This is a genomic window from Chroogloeocystis siderophila 5.2 s.c.1, assembly GCF_001904655.1.
In the GTDB taxonomy this organism is placed as follows: domain Bacteria; phylum Cyanobacteriota; class Cyanobacteriia; order Cyanobacteriales; family Chroococcidiopsidaceae; genus Chroogloeocystis; species Chroogloeocystis siderophila.
In genome coordinates this window covers 180,660-199,908 of sequence record NZ_MRCC01000008.1, presented here as the reverse complement: position 1 = coordinate 199,908, position 19,249 = coordinate 180,660, and the positions used below count along the sequence as shown (strand labels likewise).

The window sequence follows — 19,249 nt, the reverse complement described above, 5'->3', positions numbered from 1 at the left end:
AACATGTACTCAATTAATTGCAAAGCCCTCTTGATTACGTTTCTTTTTTAATATTCAGCCAATTTTTTATTGGGCAAGAGTCATTCCCTTCTTTGCTTTCCCCGACGAGATTCGCCGTGCCATCTACACTACGAATGCTATCAAATCGCTCAACATGGTCCTCACAAAAGTGAGCAAGAATCATCGAGCTTTTCCCACCGATGAATCGGCTCTTAAAGTTATCTACCTGGCAATGCAAAACATTGCTCAAAAGTCGACGATGCCAATTTCAAATTGGAAGCCTGTTCTCAATCGTGTTGCAATTGAATTTGGTGATCGTCTTTCACTCTAATTTTGATCTTTGACACAAAACTATTGACATACTCCATGATGTAAGATTTCTACTTTATTCACCCGTTGCTCTAGTTCTTCCGGTTCATAGCGCCCTTCTTCCACCTCTAATGAAGCTTCATCAATTGCATTTCAATAAGCCTCCTCGAAGGTTTCAAGTAACTCCTCTGACGTAAGATAGTAACCTCTTGCCTTACGACGCTTGTTTTCTCGCTGAATTTCTCGTACAGAATTACGAAGTGAAACTTTCCAAGAACGAGTTGTCCGATTTTCTGCTTGTTGTTTAATTAGGTGTAACAACAGGATGACAGCATGACTCCGAATTGATTTAATAATGTCATTACGACCCATTTCTTCCAGTTCTTTAACGATCGCTAATGCCGCAGGAATGTCATCCTTAAGCAGCATTTCTTTAAGAGTCAGTAGTTCTTCCATAGCTTTAATTTTATTTTGAACCAATATGAATTGTAGATGCCCTACGACTAAAGTCGGGGCTATATAAACAAAGTGTGCTGCCTGCACACACTCTTAGTAAGAGTTTTAATTAGATTGTAAGTCCACGAAGGTGGACTTCGTTTGTCTAGTGGCGAATGAATTTGCCAATGTCTTAAAGGAGAATCTATGCTCACCCAGCATTTTCAATTATTAGCAAAATACAACACATTAGCAAATCGCAAACTATACGAAGCTTGCACTCAACTGAGTGATGATGAACGCAAACAAACTCGTCCAGCGTTTTTTAAAAGTATTCATGGAACGCTAAATCATATTATGGTAGGCGATCGCACCTGGTTAGGGCGGTTTGAGGGTAAAGCTATGCCATCAACTAATCTAGAGGCAATTCTCTACGATGACTTTGACGAATTGTGGCAAGTGCGACAAGCTGAAGACGAACGTATCGAAAACTTTGCTGCTGGTTTAACTGAGGAGTTTTTAAGTAGCTCAATTCAGTACACAAATAATTCTGGTAGAGTCTGTAACGATCCTGTTGATTTACTTGTCGCCCATTTTTTTAACCATCAAACACACCATCGAGGGCAAATTCATGACATGTTTAGCCAAACAACAATAGCCCCACCATCGCTAGATATGCATCGTATCATTCGACCTTGATATTGCATTCCTTCACGCTCTATTCCTCTTGCTCATCCCAAGCTTCTGCTGCCTTAATTTCTGCCAAATAAAGGTTGAGTGAGGTCATAGCCAAGAGACAATATCAAAATAGCAGTAGTCGTCAAGGTCAAGGGAATCTGGAAGATCATCATAATAAATCCTGCGATCGCAGCTATGTCAAGTCCTGGTGGGATGAGCCATCTACGTCCCTAGCGATCCACCGCTTTGCCAATCATTGGACTAAAAATCAAACCTGGAATGCCGTATCCAAAAATGGCTAGCCCGATTCTCGCCTCTCCCAAGTTGTAGCGCTGCAATAAGCATCCTAGCCAGGTGTAAACTCCTGAGTGAAAGATCGCATTCAAGAAAACATAGATGTAAGTCCGCTTTCCGTGCCAAGTTGACAGTACACTGCGATAGCCTGCGAAAACCTGACGAATCGAGTGTAGCGACTCAGCTTGTGGGGTATCAAACAGTGCTTCATAACGGTGCAAGCGCTAGAGAATAATTGCGGCTGCAACAGATGTACCAATAAATAATACCTGCCAGCCTATAAAGGGTTCAAGAATTGCTCCACCCGCAGAGCCGAAAGCCATACCTCCTTCCATATAAGCAAATACCATACCCAACATCTGTCCTCTTTCGCGAAAAGGAAACAAATCTCCAATTAAGGCAAACGTTAGTGGTATAACTCCACTAGCACCTAGTCCAGTTAAAAGTCGCCAGAGAACCATCTGTGAGGCAGATTGGGCTGTTGCAGTCATGGCTGTACAAATAATAATGAAGATGCAGACTGAAGCACGCATCACGGGCCAGCGCCCGAAACGATCTGAAAGAATTCCGTAAAAGAGGGCTGCTAGAGCATAAGCAAGCATATATGCTGGGACAATAAAGCCGATCTCTTGCTCTGGAACTTGAAAAATTTGTGCCAAACGAGGGATAAGTGGTGCGATCATATATCCCTGCAAAAAAATCAAGCCTGCTGCAAGAGAAAGCCATAAAAACAAGCGATGATGTTGCTTTAGCCTTTGTTTGCGGTTTGCCTCTTCTACATGAACTCTACGGTCAGCCATAATCTTTCTCTAAACTACGGGTTTTCTTTGGGCTTTGTTAGTTAGCCTGTTTTCTCTATAAACCTGCTATGCAATTTTTGCATAACCTGTATATTTTACAAGTCATCGTTATTTTGGTATTGCGCGTTACTGCGCTTTCAATTTTTTCTGAAAAAGGCTTGACTTAGAGCGCGCTCTAAGTTCTAAGGTGATATTCATGGACACGGACATTCGACAAGTTGCAGCGCGAACGGGTTTAAGTGTGCATACACTGCGCTATTACGAGCGTAATGGTCTACTTGAGCCAGTTAGTAGGGGAAGCAATGGACATCGCCGTTACTCAGCAGCAGATGTTGCTCGAATTGAGTTTTTGACTCGCTTACGGGCTACAGGAATGCCAATTCGTCAAATGCAGCAGTTTGCTACCTTGTTACGGGAAAAACCCGAAGCAATCGGCGATCGCCGCGCAATTTTAGAAGCGCATGAACTTGAGGTTCAAAGACGCATTGCCGAACTTCAGCAGAACCTAAAGGTGATTCAGTGGAAAATTCAACACTATCAGGAGTTAGAAGCACAGCAATCTAGTTCACCTAACTACTCAGCTAAAAGCTAATCACTTGAGACTGGCTTGCCAATTTTAGGGAAAGTTTTGATGTTATCCCCAAAATGGGAGATTTAGGGGGCGCTAAACAGAGACTCACTCACATTAATTGCAATAAATCTGAGAGACAACATGAAAACACGAAATCTTGGAACTCAAGGACTCACTGTGTCAGAACAGGGACTTGGATGCATGGGAATGTCGGAATTTTATGGTACGGGTGATGAAGCTGAAGCAATTTCTACAATTCACCGTGCTTTAGATCTTGGTGTCACCTTCCTTGATACTGCGGATATGTACGGTTCTGGTACGAACGAAAAACTTGTTGGTAAAGCAATTCGCGATCGCCGCGATTCAGTAGTTCTTGCAACCAAGTTCGGTATTATCCGTGGCGAAGATAGTAGTTTTCGCGGCGTTAATGGTAGTCCTGAATACGTTCATCAAGCGTGTGATGCATCATTACAACGTTTAGGATTAGACTACATTGATTTGTATTACCAGCACCGCGTCGATCCCAACGTACCCATCGAAGAAACTGTCGGCGCAATGGCAGAATTAGTTCAACAGGGTAAAGTTCGCTATCTTGGACTTTCAGAAGCCGCACCTGCAACAATTCGCCGTGCTCAAGCTACGCACCCCATTAGCGCTTTACAATCAGAATACTCGCTGTGGCAGCGCGAACCTGAAGACGAGATTTTACCTACCATCCGTGAATTAAAAATCGGGTTTGTTGCTTATAGTCCCCTCGGACGTGGATTTCTTTCAGGACAAATTACCAGCCCTGATGATTTTGCGCCTGATGACTTCCGCCGGAATCTACCTCGGTTCCAAGGTGAGAATTTTAATAAAAATCTGCAACTCGTGGAGCGAGTCAAGGAAATTGCTGCTGAAAAAGGCGTTACCCCAGGACAATTAGCACTTGCTTGGTTACTCGCCCAAGGAAACGATATTGTACCGATTCCTGGCACAAAACGGCAGAAATATCTAGAGGAAAACGTTGCCGCAGTTGATATTACACTTACATCACCTGAACTCCAACGTATTGCTGAAGTTGCCCCCAAAGGAGTTGCTGCAGGCGATCGCTATGCGGATATGAGTAGTGTCAATCGCTAATTGCTGCTTTTAAACTTTGGCAAAACTCCCCAATTGCTTGCAATCCTACTTGTGGGGTTTCATCTGCTAAGCGTTTCACAATCGCACTTCCAACAATCACGGCGTCTGCGCCCGATTCACGTACTTGTCGCGCTTGTTCGGGTGCAGAAATGCCAAAACCTACTCCAATGGGCTTGTCGGTGTACCTGCGTATTTGTTTGAGTAATTCAGGAACTCGCGCTTCCATTTGCGATCGCATTCCGGTAACGCCCGTTACACTAACTAAATAAATAAATCCTTGCGAAGCACGGGCGATCGCTTCAATACGTTCTGAGGAACTCGTAGGAGCCACTAATAATATTACCTCAATCCCCACCTCTTGCGCGGGTTTTAGCAGTTTCTCGGCTTCTTCTAGCGGCAAATCAGGGACAACTAAACCGGCGACCCCAGCATCCACAATTTGTTGTAAAAACGTCTTGATTCCCCGATTCAATATCGGGTTGTAATACGTAAATAAAATAATTGGCGATCGCAGTGTAGGACTAACCTGACACACGAGCTTCAAAATTTGTTCGAGGCGCGTTCCTTTTTGCAGCGCCCGACTTGCTGCGGCTTGAATCACAGGTCCATCTGCTAGCGGATCGGAGTACGGTACTCCGAGTTCAATCATATCTGCACCAGCAGCATCTAAAACCCGCAAAGCTTCAGCGGTTGTCTCCAAGTCTGGATCGCCAGCAGTCACAAAGGGAATTAGAGCACAAGCACCGCGTGATCGCAAGCGTTTGAAGCAATCAGAAATTGAGTTCATTTTTCAACGGTAGTGTCGGCGACCAAAGACAACATCCAATACTTTACACCTTCGAGGATGGATCGCGGGATGGGTTTTCTTGTTCAATCTCTGCTTGTAATTTGGCTAATTCTTCAGGTGTGAGTTCCTCTAACTGCTTTTGCAAAAATGCTTCTTCGTAATTTTGTCGTTGCTGGTGATACGTCATGTCTTGTCGCATGACTCTCGTGAGATAAGTTACTAACCATCCCACTAAACCACCGACTAACAAAGCTTGGCTCCACACGCCCGCTGTAAGGCTATCTACACCCACTACCTGCAAGATGACATAAACAACACCACCCGCAACAAATACGCCTAGCCCAATACCAATAACCGTAATTCTATTCATGGTTTAACTAGAAATTTGCCGACGCTGGGGGCGAAAATTCATAAACGGTGCAAGGAGTAATAACCCTGGAAAGAAAAAGAACACAAGGAAATACATAAAGCCCCGCTCAAACGATGTCGCGTTATACCAACGCAGTTTTAAGTACAACATTATGGCTAGAGGAACGATGAGCAAATATGCTCCCGCCAGTACAAGATACAGCAGCGCAATCGCGATCGGTTGGTTTTGGTTGAGATACTCTAGTAAGCTATCCATTGAACTCGCGTAAATCGTTTGTTTTTAGCTATTCTACCGCTTTTCTCTCTAGCTGCTGCGATGGGTTGTAGAAAGAACTTTACAGGCGATCGCCAATTTTTTTTGCTAAAGTTGTTGCATAGATTGCAATTTAATGGTGCAATAGACAAACGGGACGGTTGTTAACCCAACAACCTAAATCTCAAAAGGGGGCGTGGCGGAATGGTAGACGCTACGGACTTAAACAATTGAGCCTTGACAAAGAAACTTGTCAAGTGGATGCTCTCAAACTCAGGGAAACCTAAATCTAATACAGATATGGCAATCCTGAGCCAAGCCGAAAGAGGAAGCATGAAGCATGAAGATCTTAGGGAAAAGTAACTATTAAACCCTAAATCCTCGCTCCTAACCCCTCATTTCGGAAGGTGCAGAGACTCGACGGGAGCTACCCTAACGTTCAGCCGAGGGTAAAGAGAGAGTCCAATTCTCAAAGCCTAGTCAGGCAGTAGCGAAAGCTGCAAGAGAATGAAAATCCGTTGACCGTAAAAGGTCGTGAGAGTTCAAGTCTCTCTGCCCCCATACCAAAAACTGTAATCCAATTAGGTAAAACCCTCTCGATCAGAGGGTTTTATTTTGAAGTTAACTGATTTTATAGCAGAAGTCAGGGATCAGAGGTCTGAGGTCAGGGTTAATAGCTAGAAGAGGTAATGATCCTGAGCTTCTATCATGTCCTAGGCATCCCTGGAATGCTATATAGGGTAATTGGATAGGTCACGACAACTGAGTAAAAAAACTTATGAAATGAGAGCGCAATTCAATTAGTGGTTGATCGCTGGCTACGGTTCGCCTTCAGCCGTAATGTATCACAGCAGTTTTGGGGTAAAAACTGTAACTATCAGCAAGGCTCTGTAGAACAGATAAGCTTGCGATTATAGTTAGCCATCTCCAACACTAAATTACTAAATTCAGGTTGTCTTTATTTGCTTACCTTACGTACTATGAAAACTTATCGAATTGAACTTGTTAACCGCAACCACTTTGTTGTTGAAGTTGCAGAAAATCAGTACATTTTAGATGCAGTTGAAGCCGCAGGATTACGTTTACCTGTAGGTTGCCGTTATGGTGCATGTATTACCTGCGCTGCACATTTGGTTGCAGGAAAAGTTAATCAATCACAAGGGGTTGCCTTAAAGGCATCACATGAAGGAATGGGATATGTTTTATTGTGTGTTGCTTATCCACAATCTGATTGTAAGCTGGAAGTAGGTCTCGAATCGCAAGAGCAACTTTACGTTAATCCTTTTAAAGGTTGTTAGTATGCTATCACTTGCAGCTTTACTAATAAAGACACCAACTAAACAAAGTAAGACCTAAATAAAAACAATAATCATGATGATTAGACGACTATAGCTGAAGCTTCCTAATTTTGGGAAAGAGTAAACGACCTCAGCCTTCTACTCTGTAACCTACTGTATGTATTACAATCATTATTTTCTTCCTTACGAAAGTCTTTGAAAAGCGGCACCGAGGACAATTGTCCTCGGTGCTTCAACTACAACGCTATGTAGGTAAAAAAATACAATTACTATATTATCTTAAGTCCTAGCAAAACACAAGCAATATTTTGTTTTTCTGCAAATTATTTGAGTAGGATTTTCAAAGAAGTAAAAATTAAGCGAATTAATTTTGTTTTGTACGAATAACCACTTCAAATTAAGTTAAAGTTATATATGATTGCCTTTTGAAGAAACTTAATTATTATCAAAAGATACTTTATTCAGATGATGACTGAAGAATTCAGTTGAAATCAAGTAGTTTATACTTTCGATGTAGCCATTGGGTTGACTTTCAGAACAATAAATAAACAATGAATTTGGTTAGCCATTAATACGTTAAGTGTCTTCGTTGGCTCTCGTTCTGAGAAAGCAGCCAAAGTTCTTCACCAATATAGGGTAAGCTTATAAGCAGGTACTACTCAGTAAGTGACAATAAGTCGGGTGCCAATAATTAAATTCCTCCATCGTTACGATTTGTAACTGCATCGATTACAATCACAAATTAAGGGAATCTAATAGCTTTGGAATAAATTTTTGGATCTTGCGCAACTGTTCTTGCTGCAATTACAGAAGGCGAAAAATCTCATGGCAACATTAATTCATGCCGTACCGATTGTTTCTAGTCGGGCGCTTGGTTGGAAACCGCTGATTGCTGAAGAATTTCAGCAACCATGATGTACAAATTGAGCAAACGTTGATGATGTTACTACGTGCTGAACTCCACAAAAGCGGTGGTTGCGTAGGGCAACTTTATGTTGAGTCGCTGGCGAATCTGTTAACGGTGCATTTGCTGCGCGAATATTCGACGAGGCAACCGCGTGTGGCACATGACGGAGGTGGATTAGGCGATCGCAAATTAAATTACTGCAAATTGCAAATTTCCGAATACATCAACGCCCATCTCGCTCAAGATATCCAACTTGCGGATTTAGCACAATGAGTTGGAATGAGTCAATTTCACTTCAGTCGCATATTCAAACAATCAATGAAGCTTTCGCCGCATTGCAGTGTGGTTTTAATAGTCACAGTCATTTGAGCAAATAATTCCGCCAATTGACAGGGATGACACCAAAAGCTTACCGAGCAACTTAAATTTATATAGGATGATGTAGGATCTAAATACAAGGAGCAAATGGCTTTAGAAATTATTTCAGTTCCACCGACAACAGGAGAACCACCAAAAGGAATCATCGTAGTGTTACATGGTTGGGGAGCAAATTCTCAAGACCTAGCATCGTTATCACCACTATTAAACTTACCTGAATATCAGTTTCTGTTTCCAAATGCACCATTTGCGCATCCTTATGTATCTACCGGTAGGATGTGGTACAACTTAGCTCAAGAATATCAAGGTCAAGGATTAGCCGAAAGTCGTCAACTGCTGATAGCGTGGTTGCAGTCATTAGAAAGTAGCATTGGTCTTCCATTGTCACGCACAATTTTGAGTGGCTTTTCACAAGGTGCTGCAATGACTTTGGATGTGGGGCTAACTCTTCCGCTAGCTGGTTTGATTAGTTTGAGTGGCTATATGCATCCACTCACGAAACTTGATAGAACTTCTCCTCCAGTATTGTTAGTACATGGTCGTCAAGATTCAGTCGTACCGATACAAGCAGCTGTATCCGCGCAACAGAGTTTACGTTCTTTAGGTATTGCCGTGCAATATCATGAGTTTAATATGGCACACGAAATTCGACCTGAAGTCTTGCCAGTCATACGTAGTTTTGTTTTAGAAGTGATGTCACGCTAAAGCAAATATTAATTAATGCGAAATTTCAGCGATCCCGATTGATGTAATACATACCTCAGTAGATTAACTGAGTAAGATCAATAAAGTTGTTCAGGACTACTTAATTTTTCTACGGGTCGCCAATATTGCTCTAGGGAGGCATAAGCAATGATGAACACTTTGAGTTTGTCCAAGCAGGATATTGCTACCATGACCGCTACAGACGTTGAAAATTTAGCAGCACGTCTAGAGCAAGATAACTATACAAATATCTTTGACGGGTTACAAGATTGGCATTTGTTGCGGGCGATCGCGTTTCAGCGTCCTGAGTTAGTCGAACCGTACATTTATTTGTTGGACTTGGAGCCGTATGATGAGGCATGAGGGATGAGCCGCTTTTTCTTCTTTTGAACTCCTGCTGGGGATAAGTTCGCAATATTGCGATTATGGAGCAACCGCAACGGGTATTAATTGGGATTGGGGGGGGAATCGCAGCTTACAAGGTTTGTGAAGTGATTTCCACGCTGTTTAAAGCTGGAATGCAGGTGCGTGTGATTCTGACAGATTCAGCAAAGCAGTTTATTACGCCATTAACGGTTGCGACGCTTGCGCGTCACCCAGCGTACACCGATGCAGATTTTTGGCAACCGCATGAACGTCCACTGCATATTGAACTCGGTGAGTGGGGGGATGTTTTTTTGATTGCACCGCTGACGGCGAATACGCTTGCTAAGTTGAGCTACGGGATCGCGGACAATTTGTTGACAAATACAGTTTTGGCTTCCAAGTGTCCTGTCTTATTAGCACCAGCTATGAATACCGAAATGTGGCAACAAGTTGCCGTGCAACGCAATTGGCAACAGCTATTGACAGATACAAGGTTTCATGGATTAGCGCCTGGTTATGGTTTACTCGCGTGCGATCGCATCGGTGCAGGACGCATGGCAGAACCGGCGGAAATTGTCACTGGGGTGCAATCGTTACTGCATACGGGCGGCGAGCGCGACTTACTCGGTAAACGTGTCTTAATTAGCGCAGGGGGGACGCGCGAGTATTTGGACGCTGTGCGGTTTATTGGTAATCCCTCAACAGGGAAAATGGGGCTAGCTTTGGCGCAAGCAGCACTGCATCGCGGGGCGATTGTAACTTTAGTTCACGCACCGATTGAGGAGAGTGTCCCGCCAGGAATTCGCGCGATCGCGGTTGTCAATGCCGAACAAATGCAGCAAGCAATGCTTGAAAATTTTCCTGATGCGGATTTAACCGTGATGTCTGCTGCTGTAGCCGATGTTAAACCCGCTGCGTATAGTTCTGAAAAGTTACCGAAGCGATCGCTTCCTGAACAGTTACTCCTAGCACCCGTCCCCGATATTGTGGCAGAACTCGGACGCCGCAAACAACTGCACCAGCGCTTGATTGGTTTTGCTGCCCAAACCGGAGATATTATCACGCCCGCACGGCAAAAATTAGCGCAAAAGAAACTCGATGCGATCGTCGCCAACCCAATTGATAAAGCTGATGTTGGCTTTGGCAGTAACTTCAACGCTGCAATCTTTTTAGATTTCCACGGACGTCAAGTAGAAATTTCGCAATGTAGTAAATTACAACTTGCCCACCATTTGTTTGATTTTGTGCATGGACTGTAATTGAGAGCGTGAATCTAGTACCACCTATTACCAATTACCAACTAACTAACCTTAACTATTCAACCGAAAAAACACACCACCTTTGAGTAATCCTGGCTCACTACCGTAACTACTGACAGTCAGCGATCGCAAATTATCAAACAAGGGTTTGACGATAACTTCTACAAGCTTTAATACAGGTAACTGACGTTCTAATAGTTCTTGAGTCGCAATCCAATCAAGGTATACATAACCTGCATTTGGTTGTGGAATGGCTTCAATACTTGCTTGAAATTTCGCATCGTTGAGTAATGAACCATTTTGATACGCTTTGAGTGCAGCGTCGATAGCTTCTACCGAAGTCGCTAAAATTTCGTATTTATCCGTTGTTCCGTGTACGCCCAGAACTTTTGCTTTGATTGTGATGGCATCTTCAGCATCGTTTGCTTTCGCCAGCGGAGTTGTTGTTAACTGCGTCCAAGCAGCAATTTTTTGATCGGCGAGTGGTAGTGCTGTAATATCATAGCCGCGTTGTCGCGCCAGCGCATCTAAGTGCGAGATTCCTTCGGCGGTAGCTGCGGATTTTTCAGTTACAAAAACCCAATCCGCAGTCAATTTATCGGTGTGAGGTAAAAGTGCTAATGCGTACTCACCTTGTACCCAGCTAAAAATATCCTGCGCAAGATCAATACCCCAGCGCTGTTGCAGGTTTGCTAAAGGTTGGTTAATCAAACGCGAAATTGCATCGTAGCCAGAAGTTGATATGTGCGCAACTTGTGTCCACAGCTGGCTTAGTGCGGTATTGTTTAAGTTGCTCAAATCCGTCCCCGCGATCGCCAAGCCACTTGTTGCGGGAATGTACTGTAAAGCACCGACAGGTTCGGTTAATTCTGGTGTCGAAGCGACTTCTGGAGTCGATGCAGCAAGGAGAGTTGTTTCGGTTAATAATCCTTTACGATTTGCTTCTAGCGCAATGATTTGGCTTTCGTATTGCGCCGTTGATTCGATTCCTTGCCAAGAAACAACACTTGGTAGATTCAAAAACACCAAACCCAGCCGCCGAGGTGGTAACTGATTTAACGCTTGTTGGTAGCGACTTGATGTTGTGAGATTCAGATCGGGGGCTTGAACATTATTAATCGCATCTTTAATGACCATAGGATGATTGGCAAGTAGCACAAAGCGATCGCCAAGCACTGCACCTGAAAGTATTCGCTTGGTTAGCGGTTTTGGTATCTGTTCCGGCTGCGGGCGTGCTTTGTGATAGACGAGATTAACACCTTTGTAATCTTCAAATTCCAAATCGGTAGGCGCGATCGCCTGTTTGGAAAAGACAAGCTGTAGAAATTCACGGCTTTTTTCAACATCTTTAGTCGCCAGTGCCATGAGATACCCTGGTTGTTGACCATTGTAGGAGTCGCGGTCGTAGTCACTCGTTGTTACTGCGACTGTTATTTCATCTCCTAGCCAAGACTGGATATCGCGTCGGTAATCTAAGCCTGTGTTCGCGAGTAATGTGGTTTTAATTTGGTCAATTTCTTGGCGCGATCGCCGCCTTTGTTTCGGACGGGCTACGACCTGTCGCAACTTCTCTAAACGGTCGGGATTCACTAAAATAGAGACCATCACAGGTGCTTGCTTGGGCACAAAGATTGCTGCTTCAGGTGTTGCTTGCGTTCCACCTTGTAGCAACGTCAGCGGACTACCACGTACTAGCCAATAACAGCCACCGATACCCGTCAACAGCAGTACAACGACACTGACGGCTAAGAAATAAAAAAAAGAGCGTCGCTTGATCATGTTTTACCCCAGACCGCAACTAAGCGATACTTACTAAAAGGGACTAGGAGCGAGGAGTTAGGGTTTAGGGAAGATAAAAGTCTATATAAATTTCTATGAGACTTTCATACTTGCTCTTCATTTTTTTCCTCCCTGACTTCCAACCTCTGCTATAGAAAGCCAGTAATAATTCTAAAACTTAGTTTAATACGCTCAAAACCGGAAATTTTCCCACTTAAGGACTAGAAAATAATAGAAATATAATTGTGATGCTGTCGAGGATAACCCATGACATCCCAATTTCGTCAACCAATCGCGCAAATTAGCGTTGAAGCACTTGAGCAACGCTTGCATAATGAATCTGTATCGGCGTTACAGCTAATCGATGTCCGCGAACCTGAGGAGGTGGCGATCGCGGCGATCGCCGGTTTTGAGGTATTACCTCTCAGTCAATTTGCCTCCTGGGCGGATACCATACTTGTGCGGTTTGACCCTGATATTGAAACACTCGTGATGTGTCATCATGGCATTCGTTCGGCTCAGATGTGCCAATGGTTGCAGCAGCAAGGATTTACGAACGTGAAAAATATTGCTGGAGGCATTGATGCGTATTCATTGGCAGTGAATCCGGCGATTCCTCGGTATTGATATGATTAGCAGATTTGAGTAGGATAGAATACAATTTTTTGTTCGAATTGAGTAATACTAGGTATTAATTCTGACGAGCAATTGTAGCATCAGTACGATTCTGCTGTCTGCGACTGCATACACTGCCTAAGTAGTACTGAGCACCAAAGAAGTGAAATACACCTTATTAAGGATTTCCACTTGTAGGGAGATTTGTTATCTTATATTAATTAAATTAATAAATTGCTATCTGAAAGCTAACTTTTTTAAAAAACTCATTCAACATCTCCGTGTTTCAATCAGCTATGCAAGTGCAGCTTAATGCTCGGCAACAGCATATTCTCTGGGCAACAGTGCGCCACTACATTGCTACTGCCGAACCTGTTGGGTCCAAAGCATTGGTGGAAGAATATAACCTTGGTGTTAGCTCAGCAACAATTCGTAACACAATGGGTGTGTTGGAAAAAGTAGGACTACTTTACCAACCGCATATCTCTGCTGGTCGCGTCCCGTCAGATTCTGGTTACCGGATTTATGTTGACCAGCTCATATCACCATCAGAAATTTTAGCAAAGCAAGTCGAGCAGGTCTTTCACGAACGGCTCAAGTGGGAAGATTGGAGTATCGAAGCGTTGTTACAAGGCGCAGCGCAAATTCTCGCTACGGTCAGCGGCTGCATTACTCTAATTACAATGCCGCAAACGACTACAACGCAACTACGGCATTTGCAACTCGTGCAGCTAGAAACAGGAAAAGCAATGCTGATCGTTGTAACAGATTCTTACGAGACACATTCAGCAGTGATGGAACTTCCCGCGCCTCAAGATGCGCCGCTTGACGCAGAAGCTGTAGAACGCGAATTACAGATATTATCAAACTTTTTGAACACGCATTTGCGCGGGCGATCGCTCTCAGAAATTGCCAATTTAAATTGGAATCAATTAGACCGCGAATTTCAACGCTATGGTGATGTTCTCAAAAGCTTTTTGGGAGAATTAAGCCGCCGTAAACTTCCAGCAGGAACACAAATTATGATTCGAGGTGTTTCTGAGGTGTTGCGTCAACCTGAATTTGCCGAATTACAGCAGGTACAAACGATTATTCATTTACTTGAAGAAGAACAACATCAACTGTGGCCTTTGATTTTTGAGGAACGCGAAGGAGAATATGGCAAGCATCGCGTCAGTGTCCGCATTGGTTCAGAAAACCCGCTACAACCGATTCGGATGTGTACGCTGATTTCATCAACGTATCGGCGTGGGGAAGTTCCTGTCGGTAGTGTAGGTGTGTTAGGACCAACACGCATGGATTATGAAACCGCGATCGCAGTTGTTGAAGCTGCGGCTGATTATCTCTCTGAAGCTTTAAGTTAGTTAACTATGATGAGAAAACTTGGCTTTGGCGCACTTTGGCTAGGATTAGCAGTTTATGCCTTTTTCTTAGCACCACCAAATCAACCGAATACGTTTGAACTGATTAAAAATCTTTCTCTCGGCGAAATCGATGGCATTAACCCGTTGATTGTTGCGCTATTTTACATTATGGGTGTTTGGCCGATGATTTATAGTTGTCTGCTATTTTTTGATGGTCGGACGCAAAGAATTCCGGCTGCACCGTTTGCGGCGCTTTCGTTTGCGGTTGGTGCATTTGCGCTGTTGCCCTACTTGGCTTTACGCGAACCGAGTACAGCGTTTCCAGGACAAAAAAATGCTTTTCTCAAACTATTAGATTGGCGCTGGACGGGAATCGCCTTGACGATCGCCGCCGTTTTAATCGTTACCTATGGCTTAAGTAATGGCGATTGGGGAGACTTTATCAATCAGTGGCGCACAAGTCGCTTTATTCACGTCATGAGTTTAGATTTTTGTTTATTGTGCTTGTTGTTTCCTGCGTTGTTAGGCGATGATATGGTACGTCGCGGTTTGCAAAATTCGCAACTCTACTGGGTAGCAGCACTTCTACCGCTGTTTGGTCCATTAATCTATCTATGCGTGCGCCCGCCTTTAGCAGCGGCTTTGACTATGGAAGCAAACATCTAGTACAAGGGTTCCCAGCCAGTTCCTTTGTAGCCGTAATCAAAAATTTCTGGATGCACAATTTCTGCTAAAATCTCTAGAGAATCAACGAGGCGGGGTCCTGGACGATTGAAATAAGCGTTACCGTCTGTGATGTAAACTCTTTGATGCTGTACCGCATGAAGTTTTTTCCATTCGGGATGCTTTGTTAATGCGATCGCTTCAGTGCGGGTACGCTGTAAATCAAAACCACACAGCATAAAGATGATCGTCTTAGGGTTAGTCGCAACCAGCGTATCCCAAGTAATGATTGGCGAAGATTGACCACTGACACTTAAAACGGGTTGTCCTCCGGCTTGCGTCACAAGTTCAGGAATCCAGTTCGCCGCAGTCATCAGCGGATCTGTCCACTCAATACAAGCGACGGTGGGGAGTTCCTCAATCGACAGGTGTGTCGTTTTCTGCTGGCAAATTTTGACCCGCGCTTCGAGATCTTCGAGTAATTCTCGTGATCGCACTCCTAATGCATTTGCAACACGTTCAATATCGTGCCAAACATCTGATAAAGTATTCGGCTGCAACGAAATAATCTGCGGTTGACTCTGCGTCAGTTGTGCTACCGCTGCTTCTACATCTTCGAGACTCACGGCGCAAACATCGCATTGGTCTTGAGTAATAATGTGCGTTGGCTTCAGTGCTTCTAAAACATCTAGTTTAACTTCGTAAATGCTCAGCGCTGACTGTAGGATCTTATTGACGTTTTGGTGAATTTCTTGACTCGGCGCTGCTGAATTGAGTCGCGCTGCGGTGCATACGGGACGATCTTTGATTTCTGGAGGATAGTCACATTCGTGCGATCGCCCAACAATTGCATCTCCTAATCCTAGTGCAGCTACAATTTCAGTTGCACTTGGTATAAGAGAGACTATTCGTATTTGATCACTCATAGTTTCTTATCCCGCCACTTTTTACTACAAATAATTACTTTTTCTTGACTAAATTATCTTATTACTGTACGTAAGTTTTTGCTTTATCGTATTTAATATTTAGCTACTGAAAAGATTAATATATTCAATATAATTTGTTGCTGTTTTTCGATCAATCAGCCTTAAGGATTACTTCTTTTAAGTAGCGTTTTTTGATAAGAAAGCTTTTGGAGTATCGAAAAAATGGCAATCTCACCAAGACAATTTATTTACTTTAAGCTACTAAAGTTCTGCATTATACTAGCTGTGATTGTGTATCATTTTTTTGTCAAATCTACGGTTATATCTAGTGATCCATAGCACATTTATTTGCTCACATAAGTGATATCTTTAACCTGATCGTGAGCAACGTTTGCAATACGTGAAAAAAACCACAGCAGTTTATAAGAAGAATTGCACTTTCTAGTTTTGGTTTCTGATTGTCGATGTAAGCTTTGAAGTAGATGACTCCAGAACCGCTAAAAATTGTATTGATCGTAGATGCAACTAATCAGCATCAAATTCGAGCTTTTTTACAGCAACTCAATCATAACGAAATTGAGCTTCTATCTGTTGTCATCGAAGAAAGCGATTCATGCCTTGCGTTGCCTCAAGAAGTAGATATTATCGTACTTGTTGTGTCAACGCTTGATTCTCACGCGTTCACGTTAGTTAACCAAGTACGCCACGCTTACGCCCTCCCCCTGGTTGTCATCGGCAATACGCAAGATCAAACAATAATTTGCGAAGTCTTTCGTAGGGGAGTGCAAGAATACCTCAACCAAGATCAGGTTACTGCTAGCAGACTGTTGCAAACACTACAATCTGCCTATGCCCGCTGGCAGTGGTTTAAACAACATAACGCGGTGCTACAATGTTGCTGTAGTTCGGTAGATAAGCACGCGACGCTTAACAATACACTCGCTCAAAGCTTAAAAACACATTTCGCTGCGAATACTTTTAGCACTTTCCACCAAATTGTTGCCCAGGCAAATGATGCGATCGCGATTATCGATCTACAAGGCTATTACATCGAACAAAATCTGATGCATCGCCTGTTACTCGGCTACTCCGATGCTGAACTGGCTGGCAAAACGCCAGCAATTCACTTTGGCGATCAAGTCTTTAGGGCAATTTATCAAGAACTCGTTCAAAATGATTATTGTTACCGCGAGGTAATCAGTCGAACGAAAGATGGAAAGCTTTTACATGTCGAACTCAAAGCTTTCACAGTACGAGATTTCCAGAATCAACCGATTTGCTACGTTGGAATTAAAAAAGATATTACAGAACGCAAGCTAGTCTCGTCAATCCTTACACAGCGCGATCGCTTGTTGGAAGGCGTAGCAGCAGCGACAAATCAATTACTCACGACCAAAGATTTTACTGAGGCGATGTGTTTGGCGCTTGCTACTTTAGGTGAAGCCGTTAAGGTCAATCGAGTTTATATCTTTGAAAATCATATTCATCCGCATACGGGTGAACCGTTGATGAGTCAACGCTTTGAATGGACGGATAGTACAGTCACACCAGAGATCAATAATCCCAAATTACAAAATCTTGCTTACATGGATTTCTTTCCGCGTTGGTATCAGACTTTAGCTGCGGGTAAACTTGTGCGCGGACTTGTGAAAGATTTTCCCGAAAGTGAAAAGAAAATTCTTGAACCGCAAGATATTATTTCTATATTAATTGTGCCTATCTTTATTGAAGAAAAATTTTGGGGCTTCATCGGGTTTGATGAATGTCGCTATCAACGACAATGGACTGAAGCAGAAGAATCTATTTTAATTGCGGTAGCAGGAAGCATTGGTGGCGCGATTGTCCGCAGGCGCACCGAAGACGCACTCAGTAAAAGCGAAATTAGGAATCGCGCGCTTTTAGATGCAATACCAGATGTCATGTTTCGGATTAGCAAAGATGGCGATCTACTCGATTTTAACGGCTCAAGAAATTTTGATTTGTATGTGCCAGAAAGCGATTTGTTGGGGAAGAAATTGACCGATTTTTTACCGCAAACTGTGAGTAGAAAAATAATGTCAAGCATTAAGCAAGCGCTTACATGTAGAGAAATGCAACTGATTGAGTATCAACTCCCGATTAGCGGCAAAATTCACGATTACGAAGCGCGCATAGTAGTTTGTGGCGAAGATGAAGTCGTTAGTATTGTGCGCGACATTAGCGATCGCAAACGCGGAGAAATTGAACTACGCAAAAGCAAAGAAGCGATTGAATTTGTTAGTAAGGCTAAAAGTGAATTTTTAGCAACAATGAGTCATGAATTGCGGACACCTTTAAATGCAATTCTTGGTTTATCGCAAATTCTGCATCAAGAAATTTTTGGCGCGTTGAATGCCAAGCAGAAAGAATATATAAATTGCATCTATGGCAGTGGCGAACACCTACTGACCCTAATTAATGATATTCTCGATCTTTCTAAAGTCGAGGCGGGAAAAGAGGAACTAACACTTGCGTTGATTCAAGTGCATGAACTATGCGAGTCGTGCTTATCGATTGTAGGCGATCGCGCACTCAAAAAAGGCTTACAACTGATGCGTGAAATTGACCCGCAAGCAACTTGCTGTTTTGCTGATGAACGACGTGTCAAGCAAATGTTACTTAACTTATTAACAAATGCGATTAAGTTTACCCCAGCGGGGAAAGTCACGCTGCGAGTTCAAAAAGTTCCTCAAGGCATCACATTTACAGTTTCTGATACCGGAATTGGCATCGCCCCAGAACACATACAGCTTTTATTTCAACCGTTTAAACAGCTAGATAGTCGCTGCAATCGTCAATATGAAGGAACTGGATTAGGTTTAGCCTTGACACGCAAGTTAGCACGTCTGCATGGTGGAAATGTCACAGTCAAATCGACCTTGGGTAAAGGCAGCGACTTTACTCTCTTGTTACCCGATTATCCGCAATACGCACTACCTGCCGAAGATTGTAACAATGACCAAAATCAACAGGTTAGCAGTTTTTTCAACTATTCACCGCGAATTCTGATCGGCGATAATAATCATAATAGCTTGATTCTTGGTTATCTGAAGGCGATTGGTTATGAAGTCAAGCAAGTGAAAACACAGGACTTTTTGAGCCAAGTACGCGATTTCAAGCCGCGATTGATTTTACTCGACTCGCAGTTATCAGATTGTGTCATCATAACACTTGTACAGCACCTTCAACAAGATCCACAGTTGCAAACGATTCCTGTCGTCATTATGACTGAAACAATCGAAGCGTGCGATTGCTTCCTCGCGGCTGGTGTTAAAGAGTGTTTAAGTAAGCCGATTGGCATTGCGCAATTAGAATCGCTATTGATGCGTTATTTAAATTAAATTGGTAATTGG

General features: G+C 43.2%; 20 protein-coding genes and 2 pseudogenes. 14 read left to right on the top strand and 8 right to left on the bottom strand.

Translation table 11 applies throughout. The features are described 5' to 3' along the window. Positions 1–70 precede the first annotated feature (70 nt). Positions 71–331: pseudogene (locus NIES1031_RS23285) on the top strand (transposase); the annotation flags it as partial. A 20-nt stretch (positions 332–351) separates the two neighbouring features. Here the strand turns inward: NIES1031_RS23285 and NIES1031_RS11725 are convergent. Further along, positions 352–765: pseudogene (locus tag NIES1031_RS11725) on the bottom strand (DUF29 family protein). A gap of 186 nt (positions 766–951) precedes the next feature. Here NIES1031_RS11725 and NIES1031_RS11720 point away from each other — a divergent pair. Further along, a complete protein-coding gene (locus tag NIES1031_RS11720) occupies positions 952–1,443 on the top strand; it encodes a DinB family protein (RefSeq protein WP_073549552.1) in 492 nt (163 codons plus the stop codon). Positions 1,444–1,652: 209 nt separating this feature from the next. Here NIES1031_RS11720 and NIES1031_RS25625 read toward each other — a convergent pair whose 3' ends face one another. Together NIES1031_RS25625 and NIES1031_RS25620 are read right to left on the bottom strand one after the other, a co-directional pair. After that, complete coding sequence (locus NIES1031_RS25625; RefSeq protein ID WP_236738806.1) at positions 1,653–1,937, bottom strand: hypothetical protein; 285 nt, start codon at positions 1,935–1,937, stop codon at positions 1,653–1,655. Positions 1,938–1,940: 3 nt separating this feature from the next. After that, positions 1,941–2,516 carry an MFS transporter gene (locus tag NIES1031_RS25620; RefSeq protein WP_236738805.1) on the bottom strand — a complete coding sequence of 192 codons (576 nt, stop codon included), beginning with the start codon at positions 2,514–2,516 and terminating at the stop codon, positions 1,941–1,943. Positions 2,517–2,712: 196 nt separating this feature from the next. On the opposite strand from NIES1031_RS25620, the gene NIES1031_RS11710 reads away from it, so the two are divergent. Beyond that, the gene (locus NIES1031_RS11710) at positions 2,713–3,108 is read left to right on the top strand and encodes a MerR family transcriptional regulator (RefSeq protein WP_073549551.1); all 396 of its coding nucleotides are present in this window, start codon (positions 2,713–2,715) and stop codon (positions 3,106–3,108) included. Positions 3,109–3,228: 120 nt separating this feature from the next. After that, positions 3,229–4,209: an aldo/keto reductase gene (locus tag NIES1031_RS11705; RefSeq protein ID WP_073549550.1), complete on the top strand. Its 981-nt coding sequence runs from the start codon at positions 3,229–3,231 to the stop codon at positions 4,207–4,209. Here the strand turns inward: NIES1031_RS11705 and trpA are convergent. Genes trpA through ndhL form a run of 3 tightly spaced genes read right to left on the bottom strand, consistent with a single transcriptional unit; the run spans position 4,199 to position 5,621 of the window. Further along, entirely contained in the window at positions 4,199–4,996 is a 798-nt protein-coding gene (gene trpA, locus NIES1031_RS11700) for a tryptophan synthase subunit alpha (RefSeq protein WP_073549549.1), read from the bottom strand. The two genes, NIES1031_RS11705 and trpA, sit on opposite strands and share 11 nt — an antisense overlap. A 43-nt stretch (positions 4,997–5,039) precedes the next feature. Further along, complete coding sequence (locus NIES1031_RS11695; RefSeq protein WP_073549548.1) at positions 5,040–5,366, bottom strand: DUF3007 family protein; 327 nt, start codon at positions 5,364–5,366, stop codon at positions 5,040–5,042. Between the two features lie 3 nt (positions 5,367–5,369). Continuing rightward, complete coding sequence (gene ndhL, locus NIES1031_RS11690; protein WP_178378116.1) at positions 5,370–5,621, bottom strand: NAD(P)H-quinone oxidoreductase subunit L; 252 nt, start codon at positions 5,619–5,621, stop codon at positions 5,370–5,372. 977 nt (positions 5,622–6,598) lie between these two features. Here ndhL and NIES1031_RS11685 point away from each other — a divergent pair. The 6 genes from NIES1031_RS11685 to coaBC all read left to right on the top strand — a co-directional run bounded on the left by NIES1031_RS11685 (position 6,599) and on the right by coaBC (position 10,531). Continuing rightward, entirely contained in the window at positions 6,599–6,916 is a 318-nt protein-coding gene (locus NIES1031_RS11685) for a 2Fe-2S iron-sulfur cluster-binding protein (RefSeq protein WP_015190242.1), read from the top strand. A 774-nt stretch (positions 6,917–7,690) separates the two neighbouring features. After that, positions 7,691–7,831 carry a hypothetical protein gene (locus NIES1031_RS24350; RefSeq protein WP_178378115.1) on the top strand — a complete coding sequence of 47 codons (141 nt, stop codon included), beginning with the start codon at positions 7,691–7,693 and terminating at the stop codon, positions 7,829–7,831. A 22-nt stretch (positions 7,832–7,853) separates the two neighbouring features. Then, positions 7,854–8,096 carry a hypothetical protein gene (locus NIES1031_RS11680; RefSeq protein ID WP_143167760.1) on the top strand — a complete coding sequence of 81 codons (243 nt, stop codon included), beginning with the start codon at positions 7,854–7,856 and terminating at the stop codon, positions 8,094–8,096. Between the two features lie 192 nt (positions 8,097–8,288). Beyond that, the gene (locus tag NIES1031_RS11675; protein WP_073549546.1) at positions 8,289–8,906 is read left to right on the top strand and encodes an alpha/beta hydrolase; all 618 of its coding nucleotides are present in this window, start codon (positions 8,289–8,291) and stop codon (positions 8,904–8,906) included. 150 nt (positions 8,907–9,056) lie between these two features. Next, entirely contained in the window at positions 9,057–9,269 is a 213-nt protein-coding gene (gene isiD / locus NIES1031_RS11670; protein WP_073549604.1) for a protein IsiD, read from the top strand. Between the two features lie 62 nt (positions 9,270–9,331). Beyond that, positions 9,332–10,531, top strand: a complete 1,200-nt coding sequence (gene coaBC / locus NIES1031_RS11665; RefSeq protein WP_073549545.1) for a bifunctional phosphopantothenoylcysteine decarboxylase/phosphopantothenate--cysteine ligase CoaBC — start codon at positions 9,332–9,334, stop codon at positions 10,529–10,531. A 51-nt stretch (positions 10,532–10,582) separates the two neighbouring features. Here the strand turns inward: coaBC and NIES1031_RS11660 are convergent, their stop codons facing one another. After that, positions 10,583–12,310 carry a DUF3352 domain-containing protein gene (locus NIES1031_RS11660; protein ID WP_084544319.1) on the bottom strand — a complete coding sequence of 576 codons (1,728 nt, stop codon included), beginning with the start codon at positions 12,308–12,310 and terminating at the stop codon, positions 10,583–10,585. 267 nt (positions 12,311–12,577) lie between these two features. On the opposite strand from NIES1031_RS11660, the gene NIES1031_RS11655 reads away from it, so the two are divergent. From NIES1031_RS11655 to NIES1031_RS11645, 3 genes are all read left to right on the top strand, one after another. Further along, positions 12,578–12,937, top strand: a complete 360-nt coding sequence (locus tag NIES1031_RS11655) for a rhodanese-like domain-containing protein (protein WP_073549544.1) — start codon at positions 12,578–12,580, stop codon at positions 12,935–12,937. 284 nt (positions 12,938–13,221) lie between these two features. Beyond that, positions 13,222–14,289 carry a heat-inducible transcriptional repressor HrcA gene (gene hrcA, locus NIES1031_RS11650; protein ID WP_073549543.1) on the top strand — a complete coding sequence of 356 codons (1,068 nt, stop codon included), beginning with the start codon at positions 13,222–13,224 and terminating at the stop codon, positions 14,287–14,289. A gap of 6 nt (positions 14,290–14,295) precedes the next feature. Then, positions 14,296–14,955: a DUF2834 domain-containing protein gene (locus tag NIES1031_RS11645; protein ID WP_073549542.1), complete on the top strand. Its 660-nt coding sequence runs from the start codon at positions 14,296–14,298 to the stop codon at positions 14,953–14,955. On the opposite strand, the gene NIES1031_RS11640 is transcribed toward NIES1031_RS11645, so the two are convergent. Then, positions 14,952–15,878, bottom strand: coding sequence for a cobalamin-binding protein (locus tag NIES1031_RS11640; protein WP_073549541.1), 927 nt, complete (start codon positions 15,876–15,878; stop codon positions 14,952–14,954). The genes NIES1031_RS11645 and NIES1031_RS11640 overlap by 4 nt on opposite strands. A 482-nt stretch (positions 15,879–16,360) precedes the next feature. Between NIES1031_RS11640 and NIES1031_RS11635 the strand changes: the two genes are divergently transcribed. After that, positions 16,361–19,237: an ATP-binding protein gene (locus NIES1031_RS11635; RefSeq protein WP_084544318.1), complete on the top strand. Its 2,877-nt coding sequence runs from the start codon at positions 16,361–16,363 to the stop codon at positions 19,235–19,237. Positions 19,238–19,249: the final 12 nt, after the last annotated feature.

Bases quoted from the DNA above. Each gene is read 5' to 3' on its own strand.
- NIES1031_RS25620 (WP_236738805.1), bottom strand. From the start codon at position 2,516: ATGGCTGACCGTAGAGTTCATGTAGAAGAGGCAAACCGCAAACAAAGG.
- hrcA (WP_073549543.1), top strand. From the start codon at position 13,222: ATGCAAGTGCAGCTTAATGCTCGGCAACAGCATATTCTCTGGGCAACA.
- NIES1031_RS11640 (WP_073549541.1), bottom strand. From the start codon at position 15,878: ATGAGTGATCAAATACGAATAGTCTCTCTTATACCAAGTGCAACTGAA.
- NIES1031_RS11645 (WP_073549542.1), top strand. From the start codon at position 14,296: ATGATGAGAAAACTTGGCTTTGGCGCACTTTGGCTAGGATTAGCAGTT.
- isiD (WP_073549604.1), top strand. From the start codon at position 9,057: ATGAACACTTTGAGTTTGTCCAAGCAGGATATTGCTACCATGACCGCT.
- NIES1031_RS11680 (WP_143167760.1), top strand. From the start codon at position 7,854: ATGATGTTACTACGTGCTGAACTCCACAAAAGCGGTGGTTGCGTAGGG.
- NIES1031_RS11710 (WP_073549551.1), top strand. From the start codon at position 2,713: ATGGACACGGACATTCGACAAGTTGCAGCGCGAACGGGTTTAAGTGTG.
- NIES1031_RS11660 (WP_084544319.1), bottom strand. From the start codon at position 12,310: ATGATCAAGCGACGCTCTTTTTTTTATTTCTTAGCCGTCAGTGTCGTT.
- coaBC (WP_073549545.1), top strand. From the start codon at position 9,332: ATGGAGCAACCGCAACGGGTATTAATTGGGATTGGGGGGGGAATCGCA.
- NIES1031_RS11685 (WP_015190242.1), top strand. From the start codon at position 6,599: ATGAAAACTTATCGAATTGAACTTGTTAACCGCAACCACTTTGTTGTT.
- NIES1031_RS11635 (WP_084544318.1), top strand. From the start codon at position 16,361: ATGACTCCAGAACCGCTAAAAATTGTATTGATCGTAGATGCAACTAAT.
- NIES1031_RS11655 (WP_073549544.1), top strand. From the start codon at position 12,578: ATGACATCCCAATTTCGTCAACCAATCGCGCAAATTAGCGTTGAAGCA.
- ndhL (WP_178378116.1), bottom strand. From the start codon at position 5,621: ATGGATAGCTTACTAGAGTATCTCAACCAAAACCAACCGATCGCGATT.
- NIES1031_RS11720 (WP_073549552.1), top strand. From the start codon at position 952: ATGCTCACCCAGCATTTTCAATTATTAGCAAAATACAACACATTAGCA.
- NIES1031_RS11705 (WP_073549550.1), top strand. From the start codon at position 3,229: ATGAAAACACGAAATCTTGGAACTCAAGGACTCACTGTGTCAGAACAG.
- trpA (WP_073549549.1), bottom strand. From the start codon at position 4,996: ATGAACTCAATTTCTGATTGCTTCAAACGCTTGCGATCACGCGGTGCT.
- NIES1031_RS11675 (WP_073549546.1), top strand. From the start codon at position 8,289: ATGGCTTTAGAAATTATTTCAGTTCCACCGACAACAGGAGAACCACCA.
- NIES1031_RS11695 (WP_073549548.1), bottom strand. From the start codon at position 5,366: ATGAATAGAATTACGGTTATTGGTATTGGGCTAGGCGTATTTGTTGCG.